The sequence below is a fragment of the Capnocytophaga sp. oral taxon 324 str. F0483 genome (assembly GCF_000318315.2).
GTDB lineage: Bacteria > Bacteroidota > Bacteroidia > Flavobacteriales > Flavobacteriaceae > Capnocytophaga > Capnocytophaga ochracea.
Window position 1 is genome coordinate 29,489 of the sequence record NZ_KB291526.1, and the last position, 25,239, is coordinate 54,727.

The 25,239-nt window shown below is 38.4% G+C and carries 20 protein-coding genes; 10 read left to right on the top strand and 10 right to left on the bottom strand.

Annotated features, from left to right (window positions below):
* Positions 1-384 precede the first annotated feature (384 nt).
* The 7 genes from HMPREF9072_RS07395 (at position 385) to priA (ending at position 11,328) form a co-directional block, all read left to right on the top strand.
* On the top strand, positions 385-2,895 hold the full coding sequence (locus tag HMPREF9072_RS07395) for a tetratricopeptide repeat protein (RefSeq protein ID WP_009411096.1): 2,511 nt from the start codon (positions 385-387) through the stop codon (positions 2,893-2,895).
* 84 nt (positions 2,896-2,979) lie between these two features.
* On the top strand, positions 2,980-3,576 hold the full coding sequence (locus tag HMPREF9072_RS07400) for a lipoprotein signal peptidase (protein WP_009411097.1): 597 nt from the start codon (positions 2,980-2,982) through the stop codon (positions 3,574-3,576).
* Positions 3,577-5,748 (top strand): MutS domain V protein, encoded by a 2,172-nt coding sequence (locus tag HMPREF9072_RS07405; RefSeq protein ID WP_009411098.1) that lies wholly within the window; start codon positions 3,577-3,579, stop codon positions 5,746-5,748. It begins immediately after the preceding gene.
* 566 nt (positions 5,749-6,314) lie between these two features.
* Complete coding sequence (locus HMPREF9072_RS07410; protein ID WP_009411099.1) at positions 6,315-7,076, top strand: DUF6261 family protein; 762 nt, start codon at positions 6,315-6,317, stop codon at positions 7,074-7,076.
* Positions 7,077-7,079: 3 nt separating this feature from the next.
* Positions 7,080-7,745 carry a uracil-DNA glycosylase gene (ung, locus tag HMPREF9072_RS07415; RefSeq protein ID WP_009411100.1) on the top strand — a complete coding sequence of 222 codons (666 nt, stop codon included), beginning with the start codon at positions 7,080-7,082 and terminating at the stop codon, positions 7,743-7,745.
* Between the two features lie 218 nt (positions 7,746-7,963).
* Positions 7,964-8,875, top strand: a complete 912-nt coding sequence (locus tag HMPREF9072_RS07420; protein ID WP_009411102.1) for a YihY/virulence factor BrkB family protein — start codon at positions 7,964-7,966, stop codon at positions 8,873-8,875.
* A complete protein-coding gene (priA, locus tag HMPREF9072_RS07425; RefSeq protein WP_009411103.1) occupies positions 8,875-11,328 on the top strand; it encodes a primosomal protein N' in 2,454 nt (817 codons plus the stop codon). Before HMPREF9072_RS07420 ends, priA begins: the two co-directional genes overlap by 1 nt.
* 102 nt (positions 11,329-11,430) lie before the next feature.
* Here priA and HMPREF9072_RS07430 read toward each other — a convergent pair whose 3' ends face one another.
* The 5 genes from HMPREF9072_RS07430 to HMPREF9072_RS07450 all read right to left on the bottom strand — a co-directional run bounded on the left by HMPREF9072_RS07430 (position 11,431) and on the right by HMPREF9072_RS07450 (position 17,996).
* On the bottom strand, positions 11,431-11,778 hold the full coding sequence (locus HMPREF9072_RS07430; protein ID WP_009411104.1) for a DUF2853 family protein: 348 nt from the start codon (positions 11,776-11,778) through the stop codon (positions 11,431-11,433).
* Between the two features lie 39 nt (positions 11,779-11,817).
* Entirely contained in the window at positions 11,818-13,491 is a 1,674-nt protein-coding gene (gene menD, locus HMPREF9072_RS07435) for a 2-succinyl-5-enolpyruvyl-6-hydroxy-3-cyclohexene-1-carboxylic-acid synthase (protein WP_009411105.1), read from the bottom strand.
* On the bottom strand, positions 13,492-15,597 hold the full coding sequence (gene ppk1 / locus HMPREF9072_RS07440) for a polyphosphate kinase 1 (RefSeq protein ID WP_009411106.1): 2,106 nt from the start codon (positions 15,595-15,597) through the stop codon (positions 13,492-13,494).
* 1 nt (position 15,598) lies between these two features.
* A complete protein-coding gene (locus HMPREF9072_RS07445) occupies positions 15,599-16,873 on the bottom strand; it encodes an ABC transporter permease (protein ID WP_009411107.1) in 1,275 nt (424 codons plus the stop codon).
* Between the two features lie 193 nt (positions 16,874-17,066).
* Positions 17,067-17,996, bottom strand: a complete 930-nt coding sequence (locus tag HMPREF9072_RS07450) for an ABC transporter ATP-binding protein (protein ID WP_002672307.1) — start codon at positions 17,994-17,996, stop codon at positions 17,067-17,069.
* A 627-nt stretch (positions 17,997-18,623) separates the two neighbouring features.
* On the opposite strand from HMPREF9072_RS07450, the gene lgt reads away from it, so the two are divergent.
* The 3 genes from lgt to idi all read left to right on the top strand — a co-directional run bounded on the left by lgt (position 18,624) and on the right by idi (position 20,694).
* Positions 18,624-19,583, top strand: a complete 960-nt coding sequence (gene lgt / locus HMPREF9072_RS07455) for a prolipoprotein diacylglyceryl transferase (RefSeq protein ID WP_009411110.1) — start codon at positions 18,624-18,626, stop codon at positions 19,581-19,583.
* A gap of 61 nt (positions 19,584-19,644) precedes the next feature.
* Positions 19,645-20,157 carry a DUF192 domain-containing protein gene (locus tag HMPREF9072_RS07460; RefSeq protein WP_009411111.1) on the top strand — a complete coding sequence of 171 codons (513 nt, stop codon included), beginning with the start codon at positions 19,645-19,647 and terminating at the stop codon, positions 20,155-20,157.
* Between the two features lie 18 nt (positions 20,158-20,175).
* Positions 20,176-20,694 carry an isopentenyl-diphosphate Delta-isomerase gene (gene idi / locus HMPREF9072_RS07465; RefSeq protein ID WP_009411112.1) on the top strand — a complete coding sequence of 173 codons (519 nt, stop codon included), beginning with the start codon at positions 20,176-20,178 and terminating at the stop codon, positions 20,692-20,694.
* A gap of 57 nt (positions 20,695-20,751) precedes the next feature.
* Here the strand turns inward: idi and speB are convergent, their stop codons facing one another.
* The 5 genes from speB to HMPREF9072_RS07490 all read right to left on the bottom strand — a co-directional run bounded on the left by speB (position 20,752) and on the right by HMPREF9072_RS07490 (position 25,230).
* Entirely contained in the window at positions 20,752-21,657 is a 906-nt protein-coding gene (gene speB / locus HMPREF9072_RS07470) for an agmatinase (RefSeq protein ID WP_009411113.1), read from the bottom strand.
* A 101-nt stretch (positions 21,658-21,758) separates the two neighbouring features.
* Positions 21,759-22,133: a DUF4293 domain-containing protein gene (locus tag HMPREF9072_RS07475; RefSeq protein WP_002672326.1), complete on the bottom strand. Its 375-nt coding sequence runs from the start codon at positions 22,131-22,133 to the stop codon at positions 21,759-21,761.
* Between the two features lie 56 nt (positions 22,134-22,189).
* The gene (locus HMPREF9072_RS07480; RefSeq protein WP_009411114.1) at positions 22,190-23,095 is read right to left on the bottom strand and encodes a YitT family protein; all 906 of its coding nucleotides are present in this window, start codon (positions 23,093-23,095) and stop codon (positions 22,190-22,192) included.
* Between the two features lie 104 nt (positions 23,096-23,199).
* On the bottom strand, positions 23,200-24,390 hold the full coding sequence (locus tag HMPREF9072_RS07485) for a pyridoxal phosphate-dependent aminotransferase (RefSeq protein WP_009411115.1): 1,191 nt from the start codon (positions 24,388-24,390) through the stop codon (positions 23,200-23,202).
* A 15-nt stretch (positions 24,391-24,405) separates the two neighbouring features.
* Positions 24,406-25,230, bottom strand: coding sequence for an endonuclease/exonuclease/phosphatase family protein (locus HMPREF9072_RS07490; RefSeq protein WP_009411116.1), 825 nt, complete (start codon positions 25,228-25,230; stop codon positions 24,406-24,408).
* Between the last annotated feature and the right edge of the window lie 9 nt (positions 25,231-25,239).

A 25,239-nucleotide genomic window follows, 5' to 3' on the forward strand; every position in this document is an offset into this window, starting at 1 on the left:
AGTGCGAGGTCGTAGCACGACAGGCAGGTGCGAGGTCGTAGCACGACAGGCAAATAAACAATAAACGAACAAAATATCCTCTCCCCAGTCACATACTCTCCTATTCGGAGACTTCTCCCAAGGAGAGGAAGTGTAGTAACGGAAAAGTGAGATAAACAATAAACGAACAAAAGACGGTGCGAGCCGCACGGGCAGATAAACAAAAGACGAAGAAAGGACGAACAAATGACGAACAATGAACGAAGGATAACAAGAGTAAAAATATATCTAAACTGTATATAAAGCGGTGCTTTGGTAGAGAAAACTTATTTTTTTGAAATAATATTTCGCTCTTTTAAAAAAAAGTAGTACTTTCGCACTCTGTAACAGCACTTATGAAAAAGTATGAAAAGAGTTTTACTATACAGTAGTTTTTTAGTTGTTTTTTTGCTATATTTAGCTTGTACACCTAATGCTAATACCTATTATAACCGTCAGATGCAACCTATTGTTACCAAGTATAATGTACTGTTTAATGGGGAGGAAGCATATGCCAAAGGTCTTAATGAACTACGCGAAAAATATCAAGATAATTTTAGTGAAATTCTACCGGTAGAGCCTATTGGTATGACAGGAAAAGTGCAATTAGATGGTACAGGTAATGCTGATTTTCAACGTGCTGAAGAAAAAGCTATTAAAACCATTCAGAAACACTCTATGGTTTTTAAAGGAGTACAACGCAACTATAAAATTGACGACGCTTATATGTTACTCGGTCAAGCCCGTTATTACGATGAGCGTTTCTTTCCTGCCTTAGAGGCTTTCAATCACCTGCTTACGAACTACGGAACGAGCGAGCGTATTCCTGAGGCAGCGGTTTGGGCACAAAAAGCTAATCTCCGTTTAGGTAAAGATAAAATTGCCATAGAAAAACTCACTGAATTTTTAAAAGAGAATCCTAAATTACGCAAAAATGATAGAGCTGAAGCCTATGCTACCTTAGGACAGGCTTATATCAACCAAGAACAATATCCTGAGGCTGCCGATGCGCTTTACAATGCTGGTAAATACACTCGTAATAAGGCTTTACGCGGTAGATATTACTTTATTGCAGCTCAGCTTTATGAAAAACAGCATCAAAAAGACTCTGCCGAAGTAGCTTTTGAAAAGGTTGTGAAGCAAAACTGGAAGATTCCGCGTAAGCTATGGGTAGAAGCCCAAGCAGGAAAGGCTCGCAACAAAACATTTACTCCTGAAGAAAAGGCTGATTTTTTAGCTTACCTTACCAAACTTGAACGCCGTTATGAGCACAAAAACTATCTCGATGTGCTTTACTACACTCACGGCGAACTTTTAAAAGACGATGATAAGCGTTTGGCTACCGATTTTTATCGTAGTTCTCTTTCCAACAATAAGAATAACAATCCGTTAAAAGCAAAAGCTCATACACGTCTCTCTGAATTATTTTTTGACCAAAAAGACTACACGGGAGCTTACCAGCATTTGGATAGTACTCTTACTTATATCCCTGAACATACCTTTGAACATCTTTTTATTCGCAGAAAAAGAGATAACTTGTCCAAGATTGCTGAATTAGAATACGTCGTTAAGAAAAATGATAGCGTTTTAAAAGTTATGCGCTTGCCAGAGACAGAACGTCGTGCGTATTACCAAAAACATATCGATTCTGTACAGAAAGCAATTGCTCTTCGCACACAAAAGCAACATAATAAAAAGGTTGCCAATACAGGTATGGGGGTAACGATGCCCGATGCTACTACTAAAAAGGGTGGCAAGTTCTATTTCTACAATCCGATGAGTGTAGCTTATGGGAAACAACAGTTTCAACAATATTGGGGAGACCGCAAATTGGAGGATAACTGGCGTTGGTCGAGTATGGGGAATGCCAATGTGGCGAACCTCACTGTCTCAGCTACTACACAACAAATAGCTGAAAAAGAAGTAGAAACTCCCGATACTTATCTTTCTCAACTTCCTAAGACCGAAGCCGAAATCGCTCAACTTAACATCGATAGAAATAGAGCCTTGTACCAGTTGGGCGTGCTCTATCGCTCTAAATTCAGTGAAAATGAATTGGCTATACAACGTTTAGAACGTGTTCTTGCCAACAATCCTTCTCCCGAATTAGAAGTAGTTACACTTTATGAGCTCCAAAAGAATTACACTGATACTCATAACCCCAAAGCTGAAACCATCAAAGGGCGACTATTTGCTAACTATCCTAATACCGATTATGCAAAACTATTGCAAGGAAGCGAAACCTCACAACAAGAGCGCAATAAACAGGCACAAGTTTTTGTTGATACCCTTATGGCTCGATACAATCGCGGTGAAATTATCGAGACGGCTCACCTGTTACAAACAGAAGGGGCGCAGTATCGTGAAACTTCAGTAGCACCTGCTATCGCACTGTTGCAAGCCAAAACAACGGCACGTTTAGAGGGGCTTGCTCCTTACCAAGCACAGTTACAACAGATAGCGACTAACTATCCTGCCACTGCTGAAAGTGAAGAGGCTAAAAATCTATTAGATGAACTTAAAGATGTAGAAACCGAAAATTTTGTTACTGACGATAAGGCTACGAAATGGAAAGTAGTCATTACAGGTACGGTTTCCGAGACACGTACAACTATAAAAGAACAACTTACCCAGAAATTAAAGGCAATTTCTGAAGTTCTCACCCTTTCAGAAGACCTCTATAATGCCGATGAAACTTGGTTGGTAGTTCATAATATCCGCGATGCTTATTCAGCTCAGAGCATTGTTACTGATTTGAAAGAGTTCTTGGAGAAAAACAAACTATCTGCTTTTGTTATAGCCACTGAAAACTACCGATTGGTACAAATTCGCAAAGACAAAGAAAAATTCTTGGAGAAAGAAAAGAATGAAAACTAAGTCAGCTTATAGTATTTGTTGCTTTATGGTTTGTCATTCAGCTTTATTTTAGTATCTTTGCGCCTCATTTAGCAAAAAAACAATATGAAATTAAAACACGCATTCCTTATTATTCTGTTGGTACTTATTATCGACCAATGGAGCAAAATATACATCAAAACACACTTTATCCTCAACGAAGCCGTAACCGTTTTCAGTTGGTTTCAAATATACTTTGTAGAAAACGAAGGTGCAGCTTGGGGTACTAAAATCCCCGGCGAATACGGCAAACTCATTCTTACTCTCTTTCGCATTGTAGCGGTAATAGGTATCGGTTATTGGCTGGTATCGGCAGTGAGAAAGCAACAACCTAAGATACTTATTATTTGCATTTCTTTGATATTGGCAGGAGCACTGGGCAATATCATCGATTCGGTGTTTTACGGCATAATTTTCGACCATAGTTATGGTAACATTGCTACCCTATTTGCCGAAAATCCTTACGGAACCCTCTTGCACGGCAAAGTGGTGGATATGTTCTACTTCCCTATTATCGATACTACACTTCCCAGCTGGGTACCCATTTGGGGAGGCGAACGCTTTCGTTTCTTCGAGCCCGTGTTTAATGTGGCTGACTCTGCAATATGTATAGCAGTGGGGCTGATGATTTTATATCACAAAAAGATATTTCCTAAAAACTAAATGAATACAAAAACACTTGAAGACTTAGAGTTCCCCATTGTACTCTCTCATTTGTCTGACCTTTGCCTTACTGAACTCGGCAAGAAATACGCCTTACGTATCAAGCCTTTCGACAATCAGGAGAGCCTGTTATTGGCACTGAATCAAACCAATGAATACCTATCGTCTTTTGATAATAACAACACAATCCCTTCACACTATTGCGAATCTATCACTTCTGAAATTAAACTCCTATCTATTGAAAACGCCTTGTTAGAAGTGTCGAGTATTAGGAAGATTCATCGTATCAGCGAGGTTGTAAATACCCAAATTCTTTTCTTTAAGAAGTTCAAAACGCTATACCCTACCCTTTTCGAAACGGCTGATAGTATCGAGTATACTACCGAACTGCTGAACGCTATCGATAAAGTGCTGGACAAGTACGGCGAGATAAAAAACGAAGCCTCTCCTACGCTTGGCAATATACGTCGTGAGCTGAGCGCCTTGAAAGGAAAACTCAATGAAAGTTTCAACCGTGCTCTCGCCGAGTATAACACTGCCGACTATCTCGATGATATCCGCGAGACCGTAATAGAAAACCGCCGCGTATTGGCAGTGAAAGCAATGTACCGCCGAAAAGTACAAGGCACCGTATGGGGGAGCTCAAAAACGGGTAGCATAGTGTATATAGAACCGCGACAAACCGAAATCTACTCTCGCGAACTCTCCAATTTGCTTTATGACGAAAAAGAGGAAATTCAGCGTATATTAAGAGAACTTACCGCCTTCATCAGTCAGTTTGCTGACCTGCTGAAAGACTATCAGCAATACATCACAGCCGTTGATATTATTTGCGCCAAAGCCAAGTACGCTCACCAAATGAACGCACTTTTGCCAGAAATCACTCAGGAGCGCGAACTATTCCTCCGTGAAGCATATCACCCTTTGCTGTACCTTAGCAATACCAAAAAAGGTGTTACTACCTTCCCTCAAACCATAGAACTGAATGATGAAAATCGTATTATCGTCATCTCGGGACCTAATGCGGGCGGAAAGAGTATTACGCTTAAAACCATTGGCTTATTACAATTAATGTTACAAAGTGGAATGCTCGTTCCGGTGCATCATCGTTCTAAAATGTGTTTGTTTGAACGCATTCTTACCGATATCGGCGATAACCAATCTATTGAAAACCACCTTAGCACATACAGCTACCGACTCAAAAATATGAATTACTTCCTCAAAAAGTGCAACCACCGCACTTTGTTTTTGATAGATGAGTTCGGGACAGGTAGCGACCCCGAATTAGGAGGTGCTTTGGCTGAAATATTCTTAGAAGAGTTCTACCACCGAAAGGCTTTTGGGGTGATTACCACCCATTACACCAATTTAAAAATGCTGGCAGATGAATTGCCCCACGCCAGCAATGCCAATATGCTTTTCAACGATAAAACCTTAGAGCCCATCTATAAGCTGATAATAGGCGAAGCGGGAAGTTCTTTCACTTTTGAAGTGGCGCAGAAAAACGGCATTCCGTTTAGCCTTATCAATCGGGCTAAGAAAAAAATAGAGAAAGGAAAAGTGCGTTTTGATGCCACTATCGCCAAATTGCAGAAAGAACGCTCCAAAATGGAAAAAACTGCCGAAACCCTGAAAGATGAGGAAACCAAAGCCCGCGAAGAAGCCAAACGTTTGGAGGAACTCAATGATAAAGTAAAAAGCAAGCTCATAAATTATCAAGAGCTCTATGACCAAAGCCAACGTATGATTACCTTAGGTAGTAAGGTAGACCAGATAGCCGAACGTTATTTCTACGATGGTAAACGTCGCCCTTTGGTATCCGAATTTCTCAAACTCATTGAAATGGAAAATGCCAAGCGCAAACAAATAAGCAAAGAGGAACGTACCAAGCAAAAAGAGGAGAAAAAAACTACTACCGAAGAAGTTCATAAGCAAATGGAGACTATCCGCCAGCAACGCAAAGAAGAGAAGAAAGAGCGCATTGCCCAAGAACGCGCCGAAAAAGAAAAGCTACAACGCGCCCTTTCAGTAGGCGACCGTGTGCGCATTAAAGACAGCCGAAGCGTAGGAAGTATCGATAAGATTGAAAAAGGCAAAGCCATAGTAAATTACGGGGCGTTTACTACCTCTGTTTCTTTGGACGAATTGGAGCTCGTACAGAAAATCCGATAAAGTTCAACTTACCGAAAAGACACCTTATTAATATTTCAAAAAAGTGATTGTCCAAAAAACAATCACTTTTTAAGTTCTTTATCTTTTTAAAGTGGATAGAAAGTCACTTTTTGAATTGCCAAACTTTATAAAATCAATAGCGAGCCACTTTTTGAGTAGTTTAACTTTGTAAAGTTATAAAAAAGTGTACTTTTGCGGATTTTTTCCCTTCGAAAGGGGAAAGGGTGAAGTCTTTTCTGCGTAAATTATTATAATTATAATACAAACACACCCCTTGTCCCCCTCAAGGAGGGAATGTTGCGACTATTATTGCACTTGAATAGTAGTTTTTGCAGTATTAACTTTGCCAAAGTTTGAAACTTTGGCAAAGTTGAATCAATTATAATACAAACACCATATGCTAATATTGATTTTTCATATATCAATAAAAAACTTTGAAAATAATTTTGGATATAAAAAAAGGAATTCGTAATTTTGTCGCATAAAAACGAGGATTATCGTTATTAGGATAATTCCTAATTTATAATATTATATTATTTAACAACCTCAAAAAATATTTTCTACTTATGAAAAAGGAGAAGTTAATCAATTTAGACCTTGCTCGCTTGCATAATGCCGAGTTTAAACAATTTTTAGTGCGATTTTTTGAAGATTTCGGCAAGACTGATTTAAAATTGGAAACAGATGCCGATTTTAAAGTGCTCTTCGAAAAGTTAAAAGACAAAATTCCTTCTTATGAAAAGGGATTGGAAAGAATCCGTTCTAGTGAAGAGACCAAAAAACTCGCCGAGCTTGACCACGCAAGAGATACCGATATGCGTGCCTTGCGTTTGAGTATTCGCCCTTATAAATATGCGAAAACGGACGATAAGAAAAAGGCTTTTGAAACGCTAAAAAGGCTTATAGACCCTTATAAAGATGTTTCAAAAGAAACGTATGAGGAAGAAACCAGCAACCTTACAACTCTCATTACTCAGCTCAAAGCTGAACCTTATGTAAATGCAGTAAAAACCTTGCAAATTAAGGAGTTTGTAAGTGAGTTGGAAAAATCTAATAAAGCGTTTGATGAACTTTTTTCGCACAGGTCGTTCCAAACCTTGCAAAAAGAAGCCTATCATATACGTCCGCTACGCAAAGAGCTCTCAGATGATTACCGCAATATGGTAAATTACATTGTAACTCTATCGGGAGTGAAACAAGATGAGTTCTACAAAAAGACGTTGGAGGTCATCAATAACAGCAGGAAGTATTACGCCGATGTGATAGCACGTAGAAAGCCGAATGCTCCTTCTGCTAAAAACAAAGAAAATACAAATGTTACCCCATAAACTATGGAAGTGAACATACATCCCAGCTGGAAGTCGGTATTACAAGAAGAATTTAATAAGCCGTATTTCAGTCAGCTCACCGATTTTGTAAAGAAAGAATATGCCGAACATATCTGTTATCCCAAAGGAAAGCAAATATTTTCGGCTTTCGACCATTGTCCACTGGACAGGGTGAAAGTAGTTATCATCGGGCAAGACCCCTATCACGGCGAAGGGCAGGCAAACGGTTTGTGTTTTTCAGTACACGATGGCATTGCCCACCCACCTTCACTTATCAATATTTTTAGGGAAATAGGGCAAGATTTAGGTACCTCCTACCCTATCAGTGGCAATTTGGAGCGCTGGGCATCGCAAGGAGTTTTGCTGCTGAACGCCACTCTCACCGTAAGAGCCAACGAAGCTGGTAGCCACCAAAATAAAGGGTGGGAAACTTTTACTGACGCTGTTATTAAAGCAGTTTCAGCACATTGTAACAATATAGTGTTTATGTTGTGGGGTGGTTATGCCAAAAAGAAAACAAGCCTTATCGACCCGGCAAAACATTGTATTCTTACCTCAGGGCACCCCTCTCCTTTGAGTGCAAACAAAGGCTATTGGTTTGGCAACAAGCATTTCAGCAAAGCTAATGCCTATCTTACATCCGTAGGGAAGGAAGCCATAAACTGGTAATTAAGATAGAAAAAGTTATGAGCGTTTATTATCTATCATTCAGCATTGAGCAATATTTGGGTTTTCTCCTTTTTGTAGTCATTTTCCTAATTGGTTTTTGGCTATTCTGCCTTTTATGTATGGTTATTCCTTATTGGTTTATCGGGGCGATAAAAGAGCGACTAAAAGAAAGAAAATCAACTAAAAGCAATATGCTTTCCAAAAAAAACTAACTACTGATGACATTAAAAGAGAGAATACATAACCTTCCCATTATCAAGCAATTTGTAAGCTTTTTGAAAAGTATTCCTTTAGCTAAGAATGCTTTTTCATTATATGATTTGCTCGAACTGTATACCGCAGGGATTATTAGAGGCGCACTTACCTATCGGGCGAGCGCTATCTCGTATAGTTTTTTCTTGGCAATCTTTCCTTTTTTGCTGTTCATTTTAAACTTAATCCCTTATATTCCTATCGAAAATTTTCAGGGAGACTTTTGGGCTTTTATTGAAGATATGCTTCCCCCAGGTACGCACGATTTCTTTTCGGATATTTTTTTCGATATCGCCGATAAAAAACGTGGTGGCTTATTGTCTTCGGTGTTTTTTCTTTCTATCTTCTTAATGACCAATGGTATTATGGCAATTTTTGGAGGGTTTGAGTATTCGTACCATCGGCAAATCACACGCACCTATATCAAGCAATATCTCTACGCCCTAATGGTAGCAATTATTTTGGCGCTTCTTGTTCTATTTGCTGTGGTTGTATTCATTTATTACGAAGTGTATTTAGTGCCTTACCTCGATAAAATCAATTTTATTACCGATTATGAAACGCTACTTAAAATATCGAAAATAGTTTTCGTCGCACTGATTACCTACTTCGGTACAGGACTACTGTTTTACTTCGGCACAGTTGAAGGCAGGGAAAGTAAATTCTTTTCAGCAGGTTCGCTCTTTACAGTGTTATTGTTCGGCGTGACAACCTATTTGTTCGGTATTTATATTGAGAATTTTTCTCGCTACAACCAGCTGTATGGGTCTATCGGAGCATTGCTTATCTTCCTGCTTTATATATGGTTAAATGCCAACATATTGTTATTGGGGTTTGAACTGAATGCTTCGCTTCTGAAACTTAAAAAACACGACTGATGTATTTCGTAGATGTAATCTTGCCGCTTCCGCTTTCTAAACTTTTTACCTATCGTATTAATGAAGACGAAGCACATTTCTTACGAATGGGAATGCGCGTGGCTGTTCCATTTGGTAAATCGAAAGTATACACAGCTATAGTACATCATATACATACAGTTGAGCCTTCTTATGACACTAAAGACATTGAATATATCTTAGATGAAGCGCCTATTATTACTCCCCAACAAATAGAACATTGGCAATGGATAGCCGATTTCTATATGTGCACTTTAGGGGAAGTACTAAAATCAGCCTTGCCATCGGCTTTTTTATTAGAAAGTGAAACAATAATTGAAATTGCAGAAAAAGAATTAAATTCAGCACTCTTTACCGATGACGAGTGGCAGGTATACGAAGCCTTACATTACAAAACAGCCCTCAAAGGCAGTGAGGTGAGCAAGATAATCCCCAAAAACAAGGCTCTGAAAGTGATGAAGAGCTTGGTAGAGAAAGGAGCTGCTCGCATTTCCGAAAGAATATTTGAGAAATATGTACCAAAACTCATCAAATACATTCGTTTATCTTCTGAATATCAAACCGAAGAAGGCTTGCAAAGAGCCTTAGAACTTTTGAAGCGGTCGGAAAAACAAAAGAAGCTAATAATGGCTTATTTTAATTATATCAACAGAGAAGTACTGCCTTTAAAAGCAGAAAAATTATTAGAAGAAGCCAGTATATCGACAACAGTACTAAAATCAGTAATAGAAAAAGGCATTTTTGAAGAATATTACTTACAGAAAGACCGCGTTAGCTTCGCTGATAGTGATATTTTGACAAAAAAAATACTCAATGAGGTACAAGAAGAAGCTCTTCATCAAATTCAGGAACAGTTTCAGACTAAAAACACAGTTCTTTTACAAGGAGTTACCGCCTCTGGGAAGACTGAAATTTACATTGAACTTATCGACCAATATTTAAAGGCAGGAAAACAAGTACTCTATCTTCTTCCTGAAATCGGCTTGACGGTTCATCTCATCAACCGATTGAAGAATCATTTTGGAAAGAGCCTCTCAGTATATCATTCTAAATATAGTACGAACGAACGGGTGGAAGTTTGGAATAATGTACTAAATAATAATCCCAAAGCGCAATTGGTTGTAGGTGTTCGCTCATCAGTTTATTTGCCTTTCAGGCAATTAGGGCTTGTAATCATTGATGAGGAGCACGATAATTCTTACCGACAGTTTGAACCAGCCCCTCGAATGCAAGCACGGGATACTGCTATTATGTTAGCAAACATTTTCAAAGCTAAAACTTTGCTGGGTTCGGCAACGCCTTCGTTGGAGAGTATGCACAACGTGAAGACTGAAAAGTACGGATTTGTATACTTATCAAAACGCTACGCAGATTTCCTTCCTCCTATTATCGAGCTTATCGATATTAAGGATAAGCACCATCGCAAACGTATGAACGGGCATTTTTCCGACATTCTGATAAATGAAATTACGAATACTTTATCGCAAGGGAGACAGGTGCTTCTCTTTCAAAACAGAAGAGGTTATGCTCCTATCGTGCAGTGTATGCAATGCGGCACGGTGCCCCAATGTCCGCATTGTGATGTAAGTCTCACTTTTCATCAAAGCAGTAATCAGTTGCGATGCCATTATTGCGGTTATGCGATTCCTATGCCCAAAGCCTGTATAGCTTGCGGAAGTATTGATTTAAGAACAAAAGGCTTCGGAACAGAGCAAATTAGTAAAGAATTAGAAGTGCTTTTCCCAAAAATAGCTATAGACAGAATGGATCAGGATACTACGAATGGTAAATACGGATATGAAAAAATATTATCGAAGTTCGAGCAACAAGAAACGCAAATATTAGTAGGTACTCAAATGATCACGAAAGGATTAGATTTTGAAAATATAGGTCTAGTAGGCGTAATGAATGCCGATGCTCTCATTCATTCTCCTGACTACCGAGCTTACGAAAGGAGTTTTCAGCTATTATTGCAAGTATCAGGGCGTGCGGGAAGAAGTGCCCAACAAGGAAAAGTATTGATACAAACCTATAACCCACAGCACCCCGTAATTCAGCAAGTATTACAAAATGATTTCAGAGGAATGTATCAAAGTCAGATAGAGGAACGCCAATCCTTTTTATATCCTCCTTTTGTACAAATGATAAAAATAACTCTCAAACACAGTAATTTTAACCGAGTAAATGAAAGTGCTGAGTGGTTTGCTAATACACTTCGTGAAGTTTTTGCTTCTCAAAGAGGGATAGACATCTTAGGTCCTGAATTCCCTCCTATTTCTCGTATTAGAAATGAATATCTGAAAGATATTTTGGTGAAAGTACACCCCTCCGAAGTCTCTTTACGTCACACTAAAGAGCATATCAAGCGTATTGAAAACAGTTTTCAAGTTATCAGCAACTTTCGTGCTATTCGGGTAAGTTATTTGGTGGAATAATTACTATTTATTTGAGATATGAATGTTCTTTTTAAAAATATCTACATAAAAAATAAGAGGCTATCTGAATTGGATAGCCTCTTGTTCTTTTTAAAAAATCTTTTATTTGTTGTAAACACTTTCTTTTTTGAAGTGTTTAGCTAACAAATAATAAACAACTGCACGGTGCTTATTTCTGTTTGATTTACCGTATTTTTCTAACACAGCTTCAATAGCTTTGTCTAACTCAGGACCGTCTTTCAAACCTAATTTTTTGATTAGGAAGTTTTGTTTTACACGGTCTAACTCTGCTTGGTCAGAGCCTGATACTTTAGAAGCATCGGCGTTGTAGATAGAAGGACCTAAGCCCACAGTTACTTTTGTTAAGAACGCTACATCTGGGTTCTTTTCACCACATTTTTCTTTCAAATCTTGGGTGTACACAGCAATTAATTCATCACGTTTGTTCATAATTTTTTATATTTAAAATTATTAATGCGGTAAAGGTAGTCATTTTTTCAATACCTCAAAATATTTTAACAAAACTTTATCATTTATTTTTCTTGGTGTATGGATTTCTAACAGCTTAGGTTTCTCTGATACTTCGAAGAAATTACTTAAATCTTTCTGTAAATCAGATAGATTAGTTGCTAACTGATAGCTAATGCCATACATTTTACAAAAATGTTCTGCTGTAAGCCTATGAGGTGTCTCAAAGAAGTATTCAAAGTTAGGATCAGTTTTATCACCGGATAGTATTCTGAAAATACCTCCACCTTGATTATTGACGAGAATCACTCTAAAGTCTTGTGGAATATATTTGTTCCAAAGAGCATTGCTGTCGTAAAAAAAACTCAAATCACCTGTAATGAACACTGTGGGCGATGCGCTTCCTACAGCAGCCCCAATAGCAGTGCTCATACTACCGTCGATACCGCTAGTACCTCGGTTGCAAAACACCTTCCAAGAAGGGTGTACTTTTATCAACTGGGCATACCTAATTGCAGAACTATTGCTTATCTGTATAATATAATCATTAGGAATATTACTGAATACCTCACTGTACACTTTAAAATCGGAGAAAGGCGCTTGGCTGATATACTCTAAATGTATTTGCTGTATCTCGTTTTTCACCTCTAACCACTGCTGTTGATAAGTAGAAGAAACATTAACCAAATTAGGGGTTACCTCCCTCAAAAAAGTATTGATATCCGCTTTAAAATGAGCTGTTAAACAGAAATACGAATCATAGCCTTTGTGCAAATCTACATTATAGTGATAAGTAGGTTTATAACTACGTAAGAACTGTTTTATCTTTTTGGAAACTACCAAGCCTCCAAAAGTAAGTAATAAATCAGGTCGTAAGGCTTCTTTTAGAACTGGGTCTCTTTCAGTATAAGTGAGCAATTTATCTATATAAGGAATAAAATGGGAGTGGTGCAAGTTAGATGTAGTTTCTGTCAATACCAATACCGAAGGGTCTTTAGCAAGCCATTCTACATATTGTGCTTCTACACTATTAGGTGCCAACACTCCTACTAATACCATTTTTTTAGCTGAATCGTTCCAATGTTTCACGAAATCAGTGGCCTTTCTCTCATTAATAATAGGTTTCTGAGGTTTTGCAGCTATATTCTTAAAAGGATAGTGCTCTTCCGTGGTGAGGTATAAGGGTTCTTCAAAAGGTATATTGATGTGCACCGGCAATTGCTCCTCTATAGCTGTATTCAGTGCCCTGTTTAGCTCGTAAAAATTGCTTTTATCGCTATGTGCTTCATCGGATAGATTGGCATTATAGGCACTGTGGTTTGCCAGTACATTCACCTGACGTATGGTTTGCCCGTCGCCTATATCTATTTTGCTGGACGGACGGTCGGCTGAGATGACCACTAATGGTATATTGCTGTAAAAAGCCTCTGAAAAAGCGGGATAGTAATTCAGCAAGGCAGAGCCCGATGTACACACCACTGCCACAGGTTGCTGTAATTGCTGAGCAATGCCCAAGGCAAAAAAAGCAGCACAACGCTCATCTACGATGCTGTAACAGTTAAAATAAGGGTCGTTGGCAAAGCCGATAGTCAGAGGGGCATTACGCGACCCTGGTGAAATAACAATGTGCTTTAATTGTTTGGCTTTACAGGCTTCTATTACATATTGTGCTAATTTTATTTGAGGTCTTTTCATCTATTTGGTGCGCTTATTTTTATGCTGATAATACTCGTATAAGGCTACCTGTGAGCGCAAAGAAGGGGTAGTATGAAGGCGATAGGTATTGTCCTGTGCCTCGTTAATTATACGTGCCTTCACATTGTCTGCCCAACTTATTTCGAAGGTGTCTATCAACTCTTGCTGTATTGCTTTGTCGTAAATAGGGCAACCTACTTCTACTCTGAATGAAATATTGCGCGTCATCCAGTCGGCTGAAGAGATGTAGAATTTAGGGTTGCCTCCGTTGGCAAAGATAAACAAACGTGGATGTTCCAAGAACTTATCAACTATACTTATTACCTCTATATTCTCACTCATTCCTTCGATTCCTGGCACTAAACAGCAAATACCACGTACAATCATTTGTATTTTTACTCCTGCACGGCTGGCTTCGTATAGCTTGTCTATCATTTTGTAGCTAGTGATGTTATTCATCTTCAGCTTGATATACGCCTCTTTGCCTGCCTTAGCATTCTTAATTTCTTCGTCTATCAGGTGTTTGAGTTGCTTTTTGGTATAGTGTGGAGATACTATTAGATGCTTGAATTTTTGCACATTGTAGTTGGTATCAAAGAAGTTAAAAATTTTGTTCACCTCTTTGAGTATCTCCTGATTGGCAGTAAACAGCGTATAATCAGTATAGATTTTAGCAGTACTTTCATTGAAGTTACCAGTGCTGATAAATCCATAACGTTTTAGTTCCTTTCCTTCTTTACGTTCAATCACACATATTTTACTGTGTACTTTCAGTCCGCGTACGCCGAAGATGACTTTTACACCTTCTGCTTTTAGCTGTTCAGCATATCGTATATTCGATTCTTCATCAAAACGAGCTTGCAATTCTATCTGTACGGTTACTTGTTTGCCATTTTTCACTGCATTGATAAGTGAATTTACTACTTGTGAGTTCTTTGCCAAACGATAAATGGTTATTTTCACCGATTTTACCTTAGGGTCAAGGGCAGCTTCCCTCAAAAACCATATAATGTTAGAAAAAGTATGGTAAGGCGTGTATTGCAAATAGTCTTTTTCGGCAATTTTCTTTAGCAAACTCTCTTCTGAGGTGAGTCCTTGTACAGGTAGTGGCTGTATAGAGGCATATGTCAAATCCTTACGCCCTAAGCTGGGGAAGTTCATAAAGTCACGGCGGTTATGGTAGCGCCCTCCTGGGATTACGCTGTCGGTTTTCATAATACCCATTTTCTCTAATAAAAATTGCAAGGTGTCCTTGTCTATCATCTTGTCGTACACAAAGCGCACCGGCTCGCCTTTGCGTCTGTCTTCTATACTGGTCGAGAGTTTCTCGATAAAGCTCTTGCTCAAATCATCGTCTATGTCCAACTCGGCATCACGGGTGATTTTAATCATATTTGCCGTAAGCGATTCGTAATTGAAAATATTAAATATCTTGTGCAAGCAAAAGCGTATCACATCATCAAGCATAATAATATAATGCTTATCCCCTATTTGAGGCAACTCTATAAAACGGTCGAGGGTAGCAGGCAACTCAATAAGGGCATACTGTATTTTTTCTTTATAAACACGTGATGAAAAGAACTTTTGTACTCCTGAGGCTTTTTCGTCTTCTTCTTTTAGGGTCATTTTCACTGCCAAATACGCCACATCGTCTTTCAGTTGTGGGAATTTCTCTAAATCGTTAAGGATAATAGTAAAGAGGGCGGGGCGTACTTTGTCGTAGAAATAGGTATTTACAAAGGCTTCGTGCTCGGGTAATAACGTCTTTTCATCTACTATAAATATCTGCTCTTTCTCCAATTCCTTGGTAATAGTGGCAATAATTTTCAAGCTCTCATCTTGTAGCTGTATTACCTCTTTGGTAATTTCTTCCAAGAGCTCTTTGGCGTGTACCCCCAGTTCTTTATCTGAGGTTTCGTTCATCGCCACTCGTTTTACAGTAGCGTAACGCACTTTAAAGAACTCATCTAAGTTGTTCGAGAAGATACCCGCAAAACGCAAACGTTCCAATAGAGGCACTCGCTCATCGGCTGCCTCTTGAAGTACGCGTGCATTGAATTTTAGCCAACTCAATTCGCGGTTGATATATTGATTTTTTATCTTCATTTTACTTCATTTTGAGCCATTTCCACACCTCTCTATAGCTGGCTTTTTTGCCGTACATCAAAATACCAATGCGGTATATCTTAGATGCTAATTTAATGACCGCAAAGAAAGTGAGATACAAAATAACGAGAGAAATCAGTACTTCCCACCACGCTACCCCAAACGGTATACGCATCAACATTACTACGGGCGAAGTGAGAGGTATGTATGAAAACACTACCGAAATCGTACCGTGAGGCTCTTCAATTACCGAGAACATACCTACATAAAAGGCTAATATTAGCGGTAATAATATAGGCATTAGGAACTGTTGTGTGTCAGTTTCGTTGTCTACCATTGCGCCAATCATCGCATAAAGCGAACTGTATAGCAAATAACCTCCTATGAAGAACAATAGGAACACCACAAAGGTTTCCGCAAAAGGGAAATGGTACAAAGCAGCCACTATATTGTTGATTTCCGACACGTTTCCCGCTCCTTGTACCGCTTGTGCAGAGGTATTTACTTCAAAGAAGGAGGGTGCTAATGCCAACAGTACTCCACCTATAACTATCCATATCGCAAACTGGGTAAGACCTGCCAATGAAGTACCCAATATCTTGCCTAACATTAGTTCAAAAGGCTTAACTGATGAGATAATGATTTCCACAATGCGATTGGTTTTCTCCTCTATCACACTGCGCATTATCATATTACCATAGATGATGATAAACATAAAAATAAGATACCCCGCTATGCCTCCAATGGTTATTTTCATTACGTTATCCAACTCCGAGGTCTTCTCTCCCGTAAAATTCTCCATTTGTATGCTTATATGCGTTTTAGCGGCATCTATCTCTTTTTTGTCAATCCCTTTTTTAGTAAGGTTATGCTGAAAGAGTGTCCGCTCCATAGCATTAGTAAGCTCACTGGTAAGCGATAACGAAGGCGACTCTTCACTATAAAAAGCAATATTTTGGTCGCCTTTATCAGGGATATACAACAATCCGTATTTGCTTTTTGCTAACACTTCGGCTTTGGCATCTTTGAGTGAAACATTGCTGAGATATTCGTACTGAATAGTCTCGGTATTCTCAAAAGTGTTGGTATAGAGTCCGCTCTCGTCTACAATCACAATATCCTTAGCCTTGCTCTTATTGTTTACGTTGGTCAAAAAACCAATCACAAGCGCAAAGATAACAAGTATCAGCGGACTTACAAACGTCATTATTACAAACGACCTATTACGTATTTTATTTAAGTACTCTCTTCGAGTAATAATTCCTAAGTATTTCATCTTAATTTGTCAATTTATGCTATCTAAAAGTCTCTTTTGTGTCGCTACAGCTCCTCCTTTTGGAGGTTTGATTACGGACTGTCTCCCTTTGGAGGGGGAACGAAGGAGGTTAAAAATCTATATTCAATAAAGAACCTTCCCTATCTTTATTCACTTACTCCGTTATAGCAGACAACCTTTCAGACATCTTATACTATTCTTTCAATTTATTAATGGTCGATATAAAAATCTCATCTACTGAGGGGATAGATTCTACAAAGTGCGTTACTTCGGCACGTGTAGTGAGGTATTGCAACAAATCGTTAGCCGTTTGTCCCTCTTTCTTCTGGATATGTAATTTTAACTCGTCATATAGCGTTTTAAAATTTGTCTCACTCACTTCAAATTGGCTTTTAAGTTCAGCTAAGAGGGCTGTTTTCTGCTCTTCAGCAACTTTTAAACCTACTTCATACAAGTTGTTTTTATAAGCCCTCTTAATGTCGATGAGCTTACCATCTAATATCTTACGTGATTTATTGATTAGCGCAATATGGTCGCACAACTCTTCAACCGATTCCATTCGGTGAGTAGAGAAGATAATCGTTGCTCCTTGCTCCCGTAAGTATAGAATTTCGTCCTTGATAATATTCGCATTAATGGGGTCGAAACCGCTAAAAGGCTCGTCGAATATCAGCAGTTTAGGGTTGTGAAGTACAGTTACCAAAAATTGAATTTTCTGTGCCATACCTTTGGAGAGCTCTTGTACTTTTTTGTGCCACCAATCGCCAATATCAAGGCGGTTGAACCAAAATTTAAGTCGCTCCTTAGCTTCTTCCTTGCTCAATCCTTTCAGTTGTGCTAAATACAAAGCCTGCTCACCTACCTTCATCGTTTTGTACAAACCACGTTCTTCGGGTAAATAGCCTATTTGTGCCGTATGCTTAGGTTGTAACAGTTCTCCGTCGAAGAACACTTTACCCGCATCGGGCAATACAATTTGGTTGATAATACGTATCAGTGAGGTTTTTCCCGCCCCATTAGGTCCCAGCAGACCAAAGATACTCCCCTTAGGGATATGTAACGACACATCGTCTAAAGCCGTATAGTCGCCGTATTGTTTACTAATATTTTCTATTCTAAGCATTTATTTAATGGTTACTGATAAATGATTAACAGTTAATTCTAAAGTGCAAAGATATAGCAATTCAAACTCAAAAGCAAATATTTGTCATTGGTTTGTATTCAGTAACTTTGCTAATGGTTGTTTTTTACTACAAAGTTTTTTTGCGTTTTCCTCGCAATATACCCCATTTTAACACTTTTTTCTCAATAATAAGAAGAGCATTTTTTATGAGTTGATATACAGCATACTAAGGGCTTATCTTCGCCTTAGCTTCGGTTTAGGTTCGCCTTACCTTCGCTCTTCCTTCGGTTGAGATGGCTCAAAAGTAAAAGATAAAAATTAAACCAATATATTGTTTATCAATATTTTGTATTTTTGAGGTTCAAAATAAGATCTTTTGGTATAAATTTAAAAAATCTACGGTATTTAATATTCTTTAACAGAAAAATCTCAGTACATTTTAGTTCATTACCCCAAGCCCCAATCTGTCCTATTCTATTCACTTAATCATCATTATTAGTATTATTGGCATTTCTAGTATTAACTTCGGTATTATTGATATTATTGGTATTAACTCGGTATTAATTTTATAAATAACTTGCCGTTTTAAATAAAAATCGTACTTTTGCATCTCAAAAATAAATACTAATGATTGCTTTAAATTTTATATGGAATTCTAATGAGATTCTTGCCTCTTTAAACCTACCTTTTATAGGTACTTTTTCACTTCGCTATTACAGCTTGATGTTTATCGTAGCTTTTAGCTTGGGGTGGTTTCTCACTAAAAAAATATACCTCAACGAAGGTAAAACAGTACAACAGCTGGACACCTTGTTCGTTTATACCGCTATAGCTACCTTAGTAGGCGCACGTTTAGGCGATTGCTTATTTTACAATTGGGATTATTTCAAAGACCACTTGCTCGAAATCTTTTTACCTATTAAAGAGAAACCCGGTGGCGGTTGGGAGCTTACAGGCTTTTCGGGTTTAGCAAGTCACGGAGCTGCCGTAGGTATTATTATCGCAATGATACTGTATGTGCGTAAGTATAAAGATATTAGCCTATCGTGGATATTAGACCGTGTGGTGATTCCTATCACTATCGGAGGTATGTTTGTGCGCTTTGGTAACTTTTTCAATTCCGAAATCAACGGCAAAATAGTAAGCAATACTTATCCGTTAGGGGTGAAATTTGTACAAGGCGGAGCTATCTCTCCCCGTCGAGCAATGGCTATTACTGAACAAACCGACCCTCAAACTGCTTATAAACTCATTGCTCACGACCCCCGTTATGCTGATATTTTAGCTTCTATCCCTTACCAACACCCTGCACAATTATACGAAGCCTTTGGCTATTTTTGCTTGTTTTGGGTATTGTGGTACGTGTATTGGAAAACTGACAAAAAAGACCAACCTTACTTTATCTTTGGACTATTTTTAGTAGCCTTGTGGAGTATTCGTTTTGCAGTGGAATTTGTAAAAGAAAGTCAAGGAGGTTTCGAAAGCTCTCTCGGTTTGCTTTCCACTGGTCAGTGGCTCAGTATTCCATTTATCTTAGCAGGTTTCTACTTGTTATTCAGAAATCGCATCGAAACACGTAAGTATTAATATTAATTTTGTGAACATTTTAGAACTTAATTAGAGTTAAAATTTAAATTTTATAATTAGAATGCAATTTTTTAGAAAACACTTTGTAACTGTAGCATTAGTATTGGTAGCCTTAGCAGCTATTGCCCTTATTTTACCTCGTTTTTTCGGTGGTAATAAAACTGAACAAATCGTAGAAATCACTGCTGATGACATTCAGTTTTCCAAAGATGGTGAACTCTCTATCTTTAAGAACGACTCTCTTATCCAAACTATTGAAGTTGAATTTGCTAAGAATGATATCGAACGCTCCTTAGGACTAATGTACCGCTCTTCAATGGACGAACATCAAGGAATGTGGTTTATTTTTCCAGAAGAAGCTCCTCGTTCTTTCTATATGAGAAATACTGAAATACCTTTGGATATCATCTATTTAGATAAAGATAAAAAGGTGGTAAGTATAGCTAAAAATGCTCGCCCTTACGACGAAACCTCTTTACCCTCAGAGAAACCCGCTATGTATGTATTAGAAATCAATGGAGGATTGTCCGATAAATGGGGAATTGAAAAAGGCGATAGAATGGAAGTAAAATAAGTACTCCTATTTGCAAATATGGAAGAACAAGTAATATTAGTGAACGAACACGATACTCCCATAGGCTTAATGGGGAAGCTTGAAGCGCACCAAAAAGCCTTATTACATAGGGCTTTCTCGGTATTTATACTCAACGATAAAGGGGAGATTATGCTACAACAAAGAGCTCCGAGCAAATATCATTCGCCTAACTTGTGGACGAATACTTGTTGCAGTCATCCACGTCAGGGCGAGACAACTATTGAAGCAGGCAAGCGTCGCTTACAAGAAGAAATGGGTTTTGTTACAGAACTTACCGATATATTGAGTTTTATCTACAAAGCTCCTTTTGATAACGGGCTTACAGAGCACGAACTCGACCATATTCTCATAGGATACTATAACGCCTCCCCTACTATCAACCCTGAAGAAGTAGCCGATTGGCGTTGGGAACTTCCAGAAAAGATAAAGGAAGATATTGCTAAACACCCGCATCGGTATACTGAATGGTTTAAGATTATTTTCGATAAATTCTTACATCAAGTACTAAAAGGATAAACAAAAGAGGCTATTTGAAAAATCAAATAGCCTCTTTTGTTATTTATAATCATTAATTTATCCCTTCTTCGCAAAAAACTCTTCTATACCTTTATTCTCTTTTTTCTTACTTCTATATTTAAAATAATAAGCTAACATCTTGTAATAAAGTTTAGCTGCCAAGAAAGCTGTAGGCTTAGGCTGCGGACTATCCATTAGTTCTACAATGTCAAACGCTACCACATTACATTTTTTAAACACTTTACGTAAGAGTTTTAGAGTAGGGTACCATTGCAATCCTCCTGGTTCAGGAGTGCCTGTTGAAGGTGCAATAGCAGGATCGAAAGCGTCTAAATCTATCGTTATATATACATTTCCCGATACCTTGTCAAGTACATCTTCAACCCATTCTTTGTTTTTAGCTATTTCGTGAGCGAAAAATACACGTCCTTTTGGTAAATACTGCTTCTCTTCTACATCCATCGAGCGAATACCTACTTGTACCAATTTGTGTTTTTGGTTGGCTTCAAATACGGCACAAGCGTGATTAGAGGTTGAACCGTGATATTCAGGGCGCAAATCAGTATGGGCATCAAGTTGCAATACTGTGAGTTTTTCATACTTTTCACCTACGGCACGTATAGAACCAATAGACACTGAGTGTTCTCCACCAAAAAGAGTAAAGAGCTTATCTTCGTGCTTCAATAGTTCTTGTGTTTTTTCATAAACCGCTTGTGTCATTGCCTCAGGCGAACTGTTTTCGCTTACTTCACCTGCTAAAAACACTCCGTTGAGATAAGGCTCGGTATCTGTTTCAATATCGTATAATTCCATATTTTCTGAGGCATCTAAAAACAATTCAGGTCCTTTATCGGCTCCTTTACCCCAAGTAGACGTACCATCATAAGGTACCGTTACCAGTATTACTTTCGAGTTTTCCAGCGTTGCATTTTCTGTTGGAATACCTGCATATGTTCTTTTCATTATCTGATTTATTTAATAAATAGGGCACAAAGATAATAAAAAAATCCTAAGTTTAAACACTTAGGATTTTTTTAACGCACAACACTACTAAGATTATAGGTCTATCGCAATCGGTCTGCTGATTTTACGAGCTTCTCGTCCCGTCTGATAGCCTTGTTGGCTAAAAACAAAAAAACGATAGAAAGCACGGGTACGAAAACCCCAACACCTTTCTCCGAAAGCAAGCCTTCTCCAGATGAGTTTAGCATTCGATATACAAATATTCCTAGTAAAGTAAAATTTATAAGGACGTTCAGCCAGTTAAGCCACTGCTGAACACTTCTTTTCTTATATTTAAATATGGTGTATAGAGCCAATATTGCTGTTATCCCTAATAAGATACTCCTAAGCCAATCTATACTGAAAAGCATCGGGACGGCTACGGTAGCTACAATCACTACCAACAGCATATAAATAGTTTGTATTCTCTGAATCATTCTTTTTTGTTTTGAACGTGCAAATATAGTACTTTTTCTAAAACCTGAAAAATATTTTACTTTAATTTATCAAAACCATTACCATAAACCCCCATTACGTTGGTCTTCGTTACAAAGGCAGCAGGATCTATTGTTCGCACCAAACGGAAGATAGAAGTAGCCTCTGTGCGGCGAGCTATTACAATCACTATTTTTTGTGAGGATTTAGAATACCAACCTATCCCATCGATAATAGTACAACCGCGTTTGAGTTCACTATTGATGTGGTTCGCTATCTCATCATAGTGTTTAGAGAAGATAAACAACTGCACCGACTGTCTTGCTCCATTGATAACAATTTCTACCATCTGCCACATCAGAGGTAAGAGGATAAGTCCATAAATAGTCTTTTCGAGTGAATTGTCTTGGCGTTCCAAAATGAAGAAAGACGATAGCACAATACACACGTCCACCACCAAAAGAATACGCGCTATACTGATGCTGTAATACTTGGTAATAACAAAGCCTATTATATCAGTGCCTCCTGTACTTCCGTTAGCTGAATAAACCAATCCTAAACCCGTACCGCATAGCAATCCTCCCATAATTACATTTAAGAAGTCGTCTCTCAAAGGAGGGTGTTCTATAAAGTAAGGCATTAAATACTCTTTCCCAGCCCAAATCAATCCCGATAAAATAGTTATAGAGATGAGTGTTCGGTAGGTGAATTGCTTACTCATTGCTTTAAAGCCTATCACCAAGAGTATAAAGTTGATAATCCAATAGGTAATAGCCAAGTCGGCTCCTAACTTATAATTTAGAATAAGACAGATACCTGCCAAACCTCCTGTTACTATCCCATTAGGCATTATAAAGCCTGTAATTCCTATCGCATATGATATAAGCCCTAAGATGATAATAAGATAATCCTTTATGTAAAAAGACTTTAAGTATTTAATAGTCTTGCTATCTGCTATTGCCATAACACTACTTTAATTTTACAATGATTCTTTGTCGTTTATTTTTTAGGCGCAAAAGTACTATTTTTAATTGAATGTGCAAACCAAAACTGAAAAAGTGTTTTTAATTATTGCAAACTCTCTTTTATACGTCTTATAGCTTCTCGTAGGTCTTTCTCAGAAGCGGCATACGAAAAGCGAATACAATTAGCATCACCAAAAGCTTCACCTGTAACAGTAGCTACCATTGCTTCTTCTAACAGATACAAAGAGAAGTCGGTTGCGTTGTGGATATTGCGACCTCTTAGGGTTTTGCCAAAGAAAGACGATACATCAGGGAACACATAAAAGGCACCTTCGGGGACGTTGAGTTTAAACCCGTCAATCTCACTTAGGAGTTCTAATACTAAATCTCTACGCCTTTTAAACTCGTCTACCATATATTGTATTTTGCTCTTAGGTGCTTTCAGGGCAGCGATAGAAGCGCGTTGAGCTATGGCATTAGCACCGCTGGTTATTTGTCCTTGTACTTTGGTACAGGCTTTAGCAATCCATTCAGGGGCACCCATATAACCTATGCGCCAGCCAGTCATTGCAAAGGCTTTGGACATTCCATTTACGGTGATGGTACGTTCATAAAGTCCGTCGATTTCGGCTACACTAGTTACTCTCTCATTGGTGAAGTTGATATACTCATAAATCTCATCAGAGAGAATAAAGATGTTAGGGTGTTTTCTAAGCACTACGGCTAGAGCTTCTAATTCTTCTTTGCTGTATATAGAACCACTGGGGTTACAAGGGGTATTAAACCATACCATTTTAGTTTTAGGAGTAATAGCCACCTCCAACTGAGCTGGAGTTATTTTGAAGTCGTTCTCAATGGTTGTGTGAACCTCTATGGGAACGCCTCCTGCCATTTTAGCTATTTCCTTATAACTCACCCAATAAGGAGCAGGAAATATCACCTCATCACCGGGATTGAGCATCGCCAAGGCTACATTTGCCAAGCATTGTTTAGCTCCCGTAGATACTACTATTTGTGAAGGCTTGTAATGAAGGTTATTGTCGCGTCTGAACTTTTCGCAAATCGCCTCTCTCAAATCCAAATAACCATCGATAGGAGTATATTTGCTGTAGTTCTGCTGTACTGCCTCGATAGCTGCTTCTTTTATAAAATCAGGGATATCGAAATCGGGTTCGCCTAAGCTAAGACCAATGATGTCCTTGCCTTCGGCTTTTAGTTCACGCGTTTTGGCTGCCATTCCTAAGGTAGCCGATACTTCCATAGCGTTGATACGGTCAGATAAATACTGTTTCATACTGTTTTAAAAAGTTTATTTCAGTTGTAATTCTACCCATACAGGCAAATGGTCGGAAGGATAGAGACCATCGATGCGGGTTTCTATAATTTTATATTGTTTTACTTTTATAGACTTCTGAACAAAGATAAAATCTATATGTCCTTTTAAAGGTTCATCGGTTTTAAAAGCATTGAAAGTACCCATATTAGGTGTTTTATTAGTGGGTGATAACTGGGTATCGTACAACTGAGATGCTATTTTTTGCACGGCAGGGTGCTCAGTAGGAAGATTGAAATCACCCATTAAGATGACTTTCCCGCCTTTAGCAATCTCCTTGATTTTTTGCAATACCAAATCGGCACTTTGTACCTGAGCTACTTTGCCTTCGTGGTCGAAATGGAGATTGAACACCCAAAAGGTCGTCTTTTTATCTTTGAGTTTTACCCAAGAGCAGATGCGGTTACAGCAAGTAGCGTCCCAGCCTAAGGAAGGCACCTCAGGAGTTTGAGAAAGCCAAAAGTTCCCCTTGTCGAGCAAGGTAAAACGACCTTTTTTGAAGAAAATAGCCGAATGTTCACCCGCTTCTTTGCCGTCGTCACGCCCTACGCCTTCACGCTGATAAGTAGGGAAGCGTTCTTCCAAAAACTTAAGTTGGTGTGGTAAGGCTTCTTGTACTCCAAAGATATCGGGGTTTGCCTCTGTAAGCACTGTAAATACCTTTTCTTTCCTATTGCCATCAGTCCAAGCGTTTACACCGTCTTGAGGAACTTCGCAACGAATGTTATAAGTCATTACGGTTAGGTCTTGCGCTATGGAAAAAGTAGGCAAGACACATAAAATAAATAATAATGGTTTCATAAATAATGT

Bases quoted from the DNA above. Each gene is read 5' to 3' on its own strand.
- HMPREF9072_RS07445 (WP_009411107.1), bottom strand. From the start codon at position 16,873: ATGAAATACTTAGGAATTATTACTCGAAGAGAGTACTTAAATAAAATA.
- HMPREF9072_RS07480 (WP_009411114.1), bottom strand. From the start codon at position 23,095: ATGGCAATAGCAGATAGCAAGACTATTAAATACTTAAAGTCTTTTTAC.
- ppk1 (WP_009411106.1), bottom strand. From the start codon at position 15,597: ATGAAGATAAAAAATCAATATATCAACCGCGAATTGAGTTGGCTAAAA.
- idi (WP_009411112.1), top strand. From the start codon at position 20,176: ATGGAAGAACAAGTAATATTAGTGAACGAACACGATACTCCCATAGGC.
- HMPREF9072_RS07450 (WP_002672307.1), bottom strand. From the start codon at position 17,996: ATGCTTAGAATAGAAAATATTAGTAAACAATACGGCGACTATACGGCT.
- HMPREF9072_RS07410 (WP_009411099.1), top strand. From the start codon at position 6,315: ATGAAAAAGGAGAAGTTAATCAATTTAGACCTTGCTCGCTTGCATAAT.
- priA (WP_009411103.1), top strand. From the start codon at position 8,875: ATGTATTTCGTAGATGTAATCTTGCCGCTTCCGCTTTCTAAACTTTTT.
- lgt (WP_009411110.1), top strand. From the start codon at position 18,624: ATGATTGCTTTAAATTTTATATGGAATTCTAATGAGATTCTTGCCTCT.
- HMPREF9072_RS07460 (WP_009411111.1), top strand. From the start codon at position 19,645: ATGCAATTTTTTAGAAAACACTTTGTAACTGTAGCATTAGTATTGGTA.
- HMPREF9072_RS07400 (WP_009411097.1), top strand. From the start codon at position 2,980: ATGAAATTAAAACACGCATTCCTTATTATTCTGTTGGTACTTATTATC.
- HMPREF9072_RS07475 (WP_002672326.1), bottom strand. From the start codon at position 22,133: ATGATTCAGAGAATACAAACTATTTATATGCTGTTGGTAGTGATTGTA.
- HMPREF9072_RS07420 (WP_009411102.1), top strand. From the start codon at position 7,964: ATGACATTAAAAGAGAGAATACATAACCTTCCCATTATCAAGCAATTT.
- HMPREF9072_RS07395 (WP_009411096.1), top strand. From the start codon at position 385: ATGAAAAGAGTTTTACTATACAGTAGTTTTTTAGTTGTTTTTTTGCTA.
- HMPREF9072_RS07430 (WP_009411104.1), bottom strand. From the start codon at position 11,778: ATGAACAAACGTGATGAATTAATTGCTGTGTACACCCAAGATTTGAAA.
- HMPREF9072_RS07485 (WP_009411115.1), bottom strand. From the start codon at position 24,390: ATGAAACAGTATTTATCTGACCGTATCAACGCTATGGAAGTATCGGCT.
- ung (WP_009411100.1), top strand. From the start codon at position 7,080: ATGGAAGTGAACATACATCCCAGCTGGAAGTCGGTATTACAAGAAGAA.
- speB (WP_009411113.1), bottom strand. From the start codon at position 21,657: ATGAAAAGAACATATGCAGGTATTCCAACAGAAAATGCAACGCTGGAA.
- HMPREF9072_RS07490 (WP_009411116.1), bottom strand. From the start codon at position 25,230: ATGAAACCATTATTATTTATTTTATGTGTCTTGCCTACTTTTTCCATA.
- menD (WP_009411105.1), bottom strand. From the start codon at position 13,491: ATGAAAAGACCTCAAATAAAATTAGCACAATATGTAATAGAAGCCTGT.
- HMPREF9072_RS07405 (WP_009411098.1), top strand. From the start codon at position 3,577: ATGAATACAAAAACACTTGAAGACTTAGAGTTCCCCATTGTACTCTCT.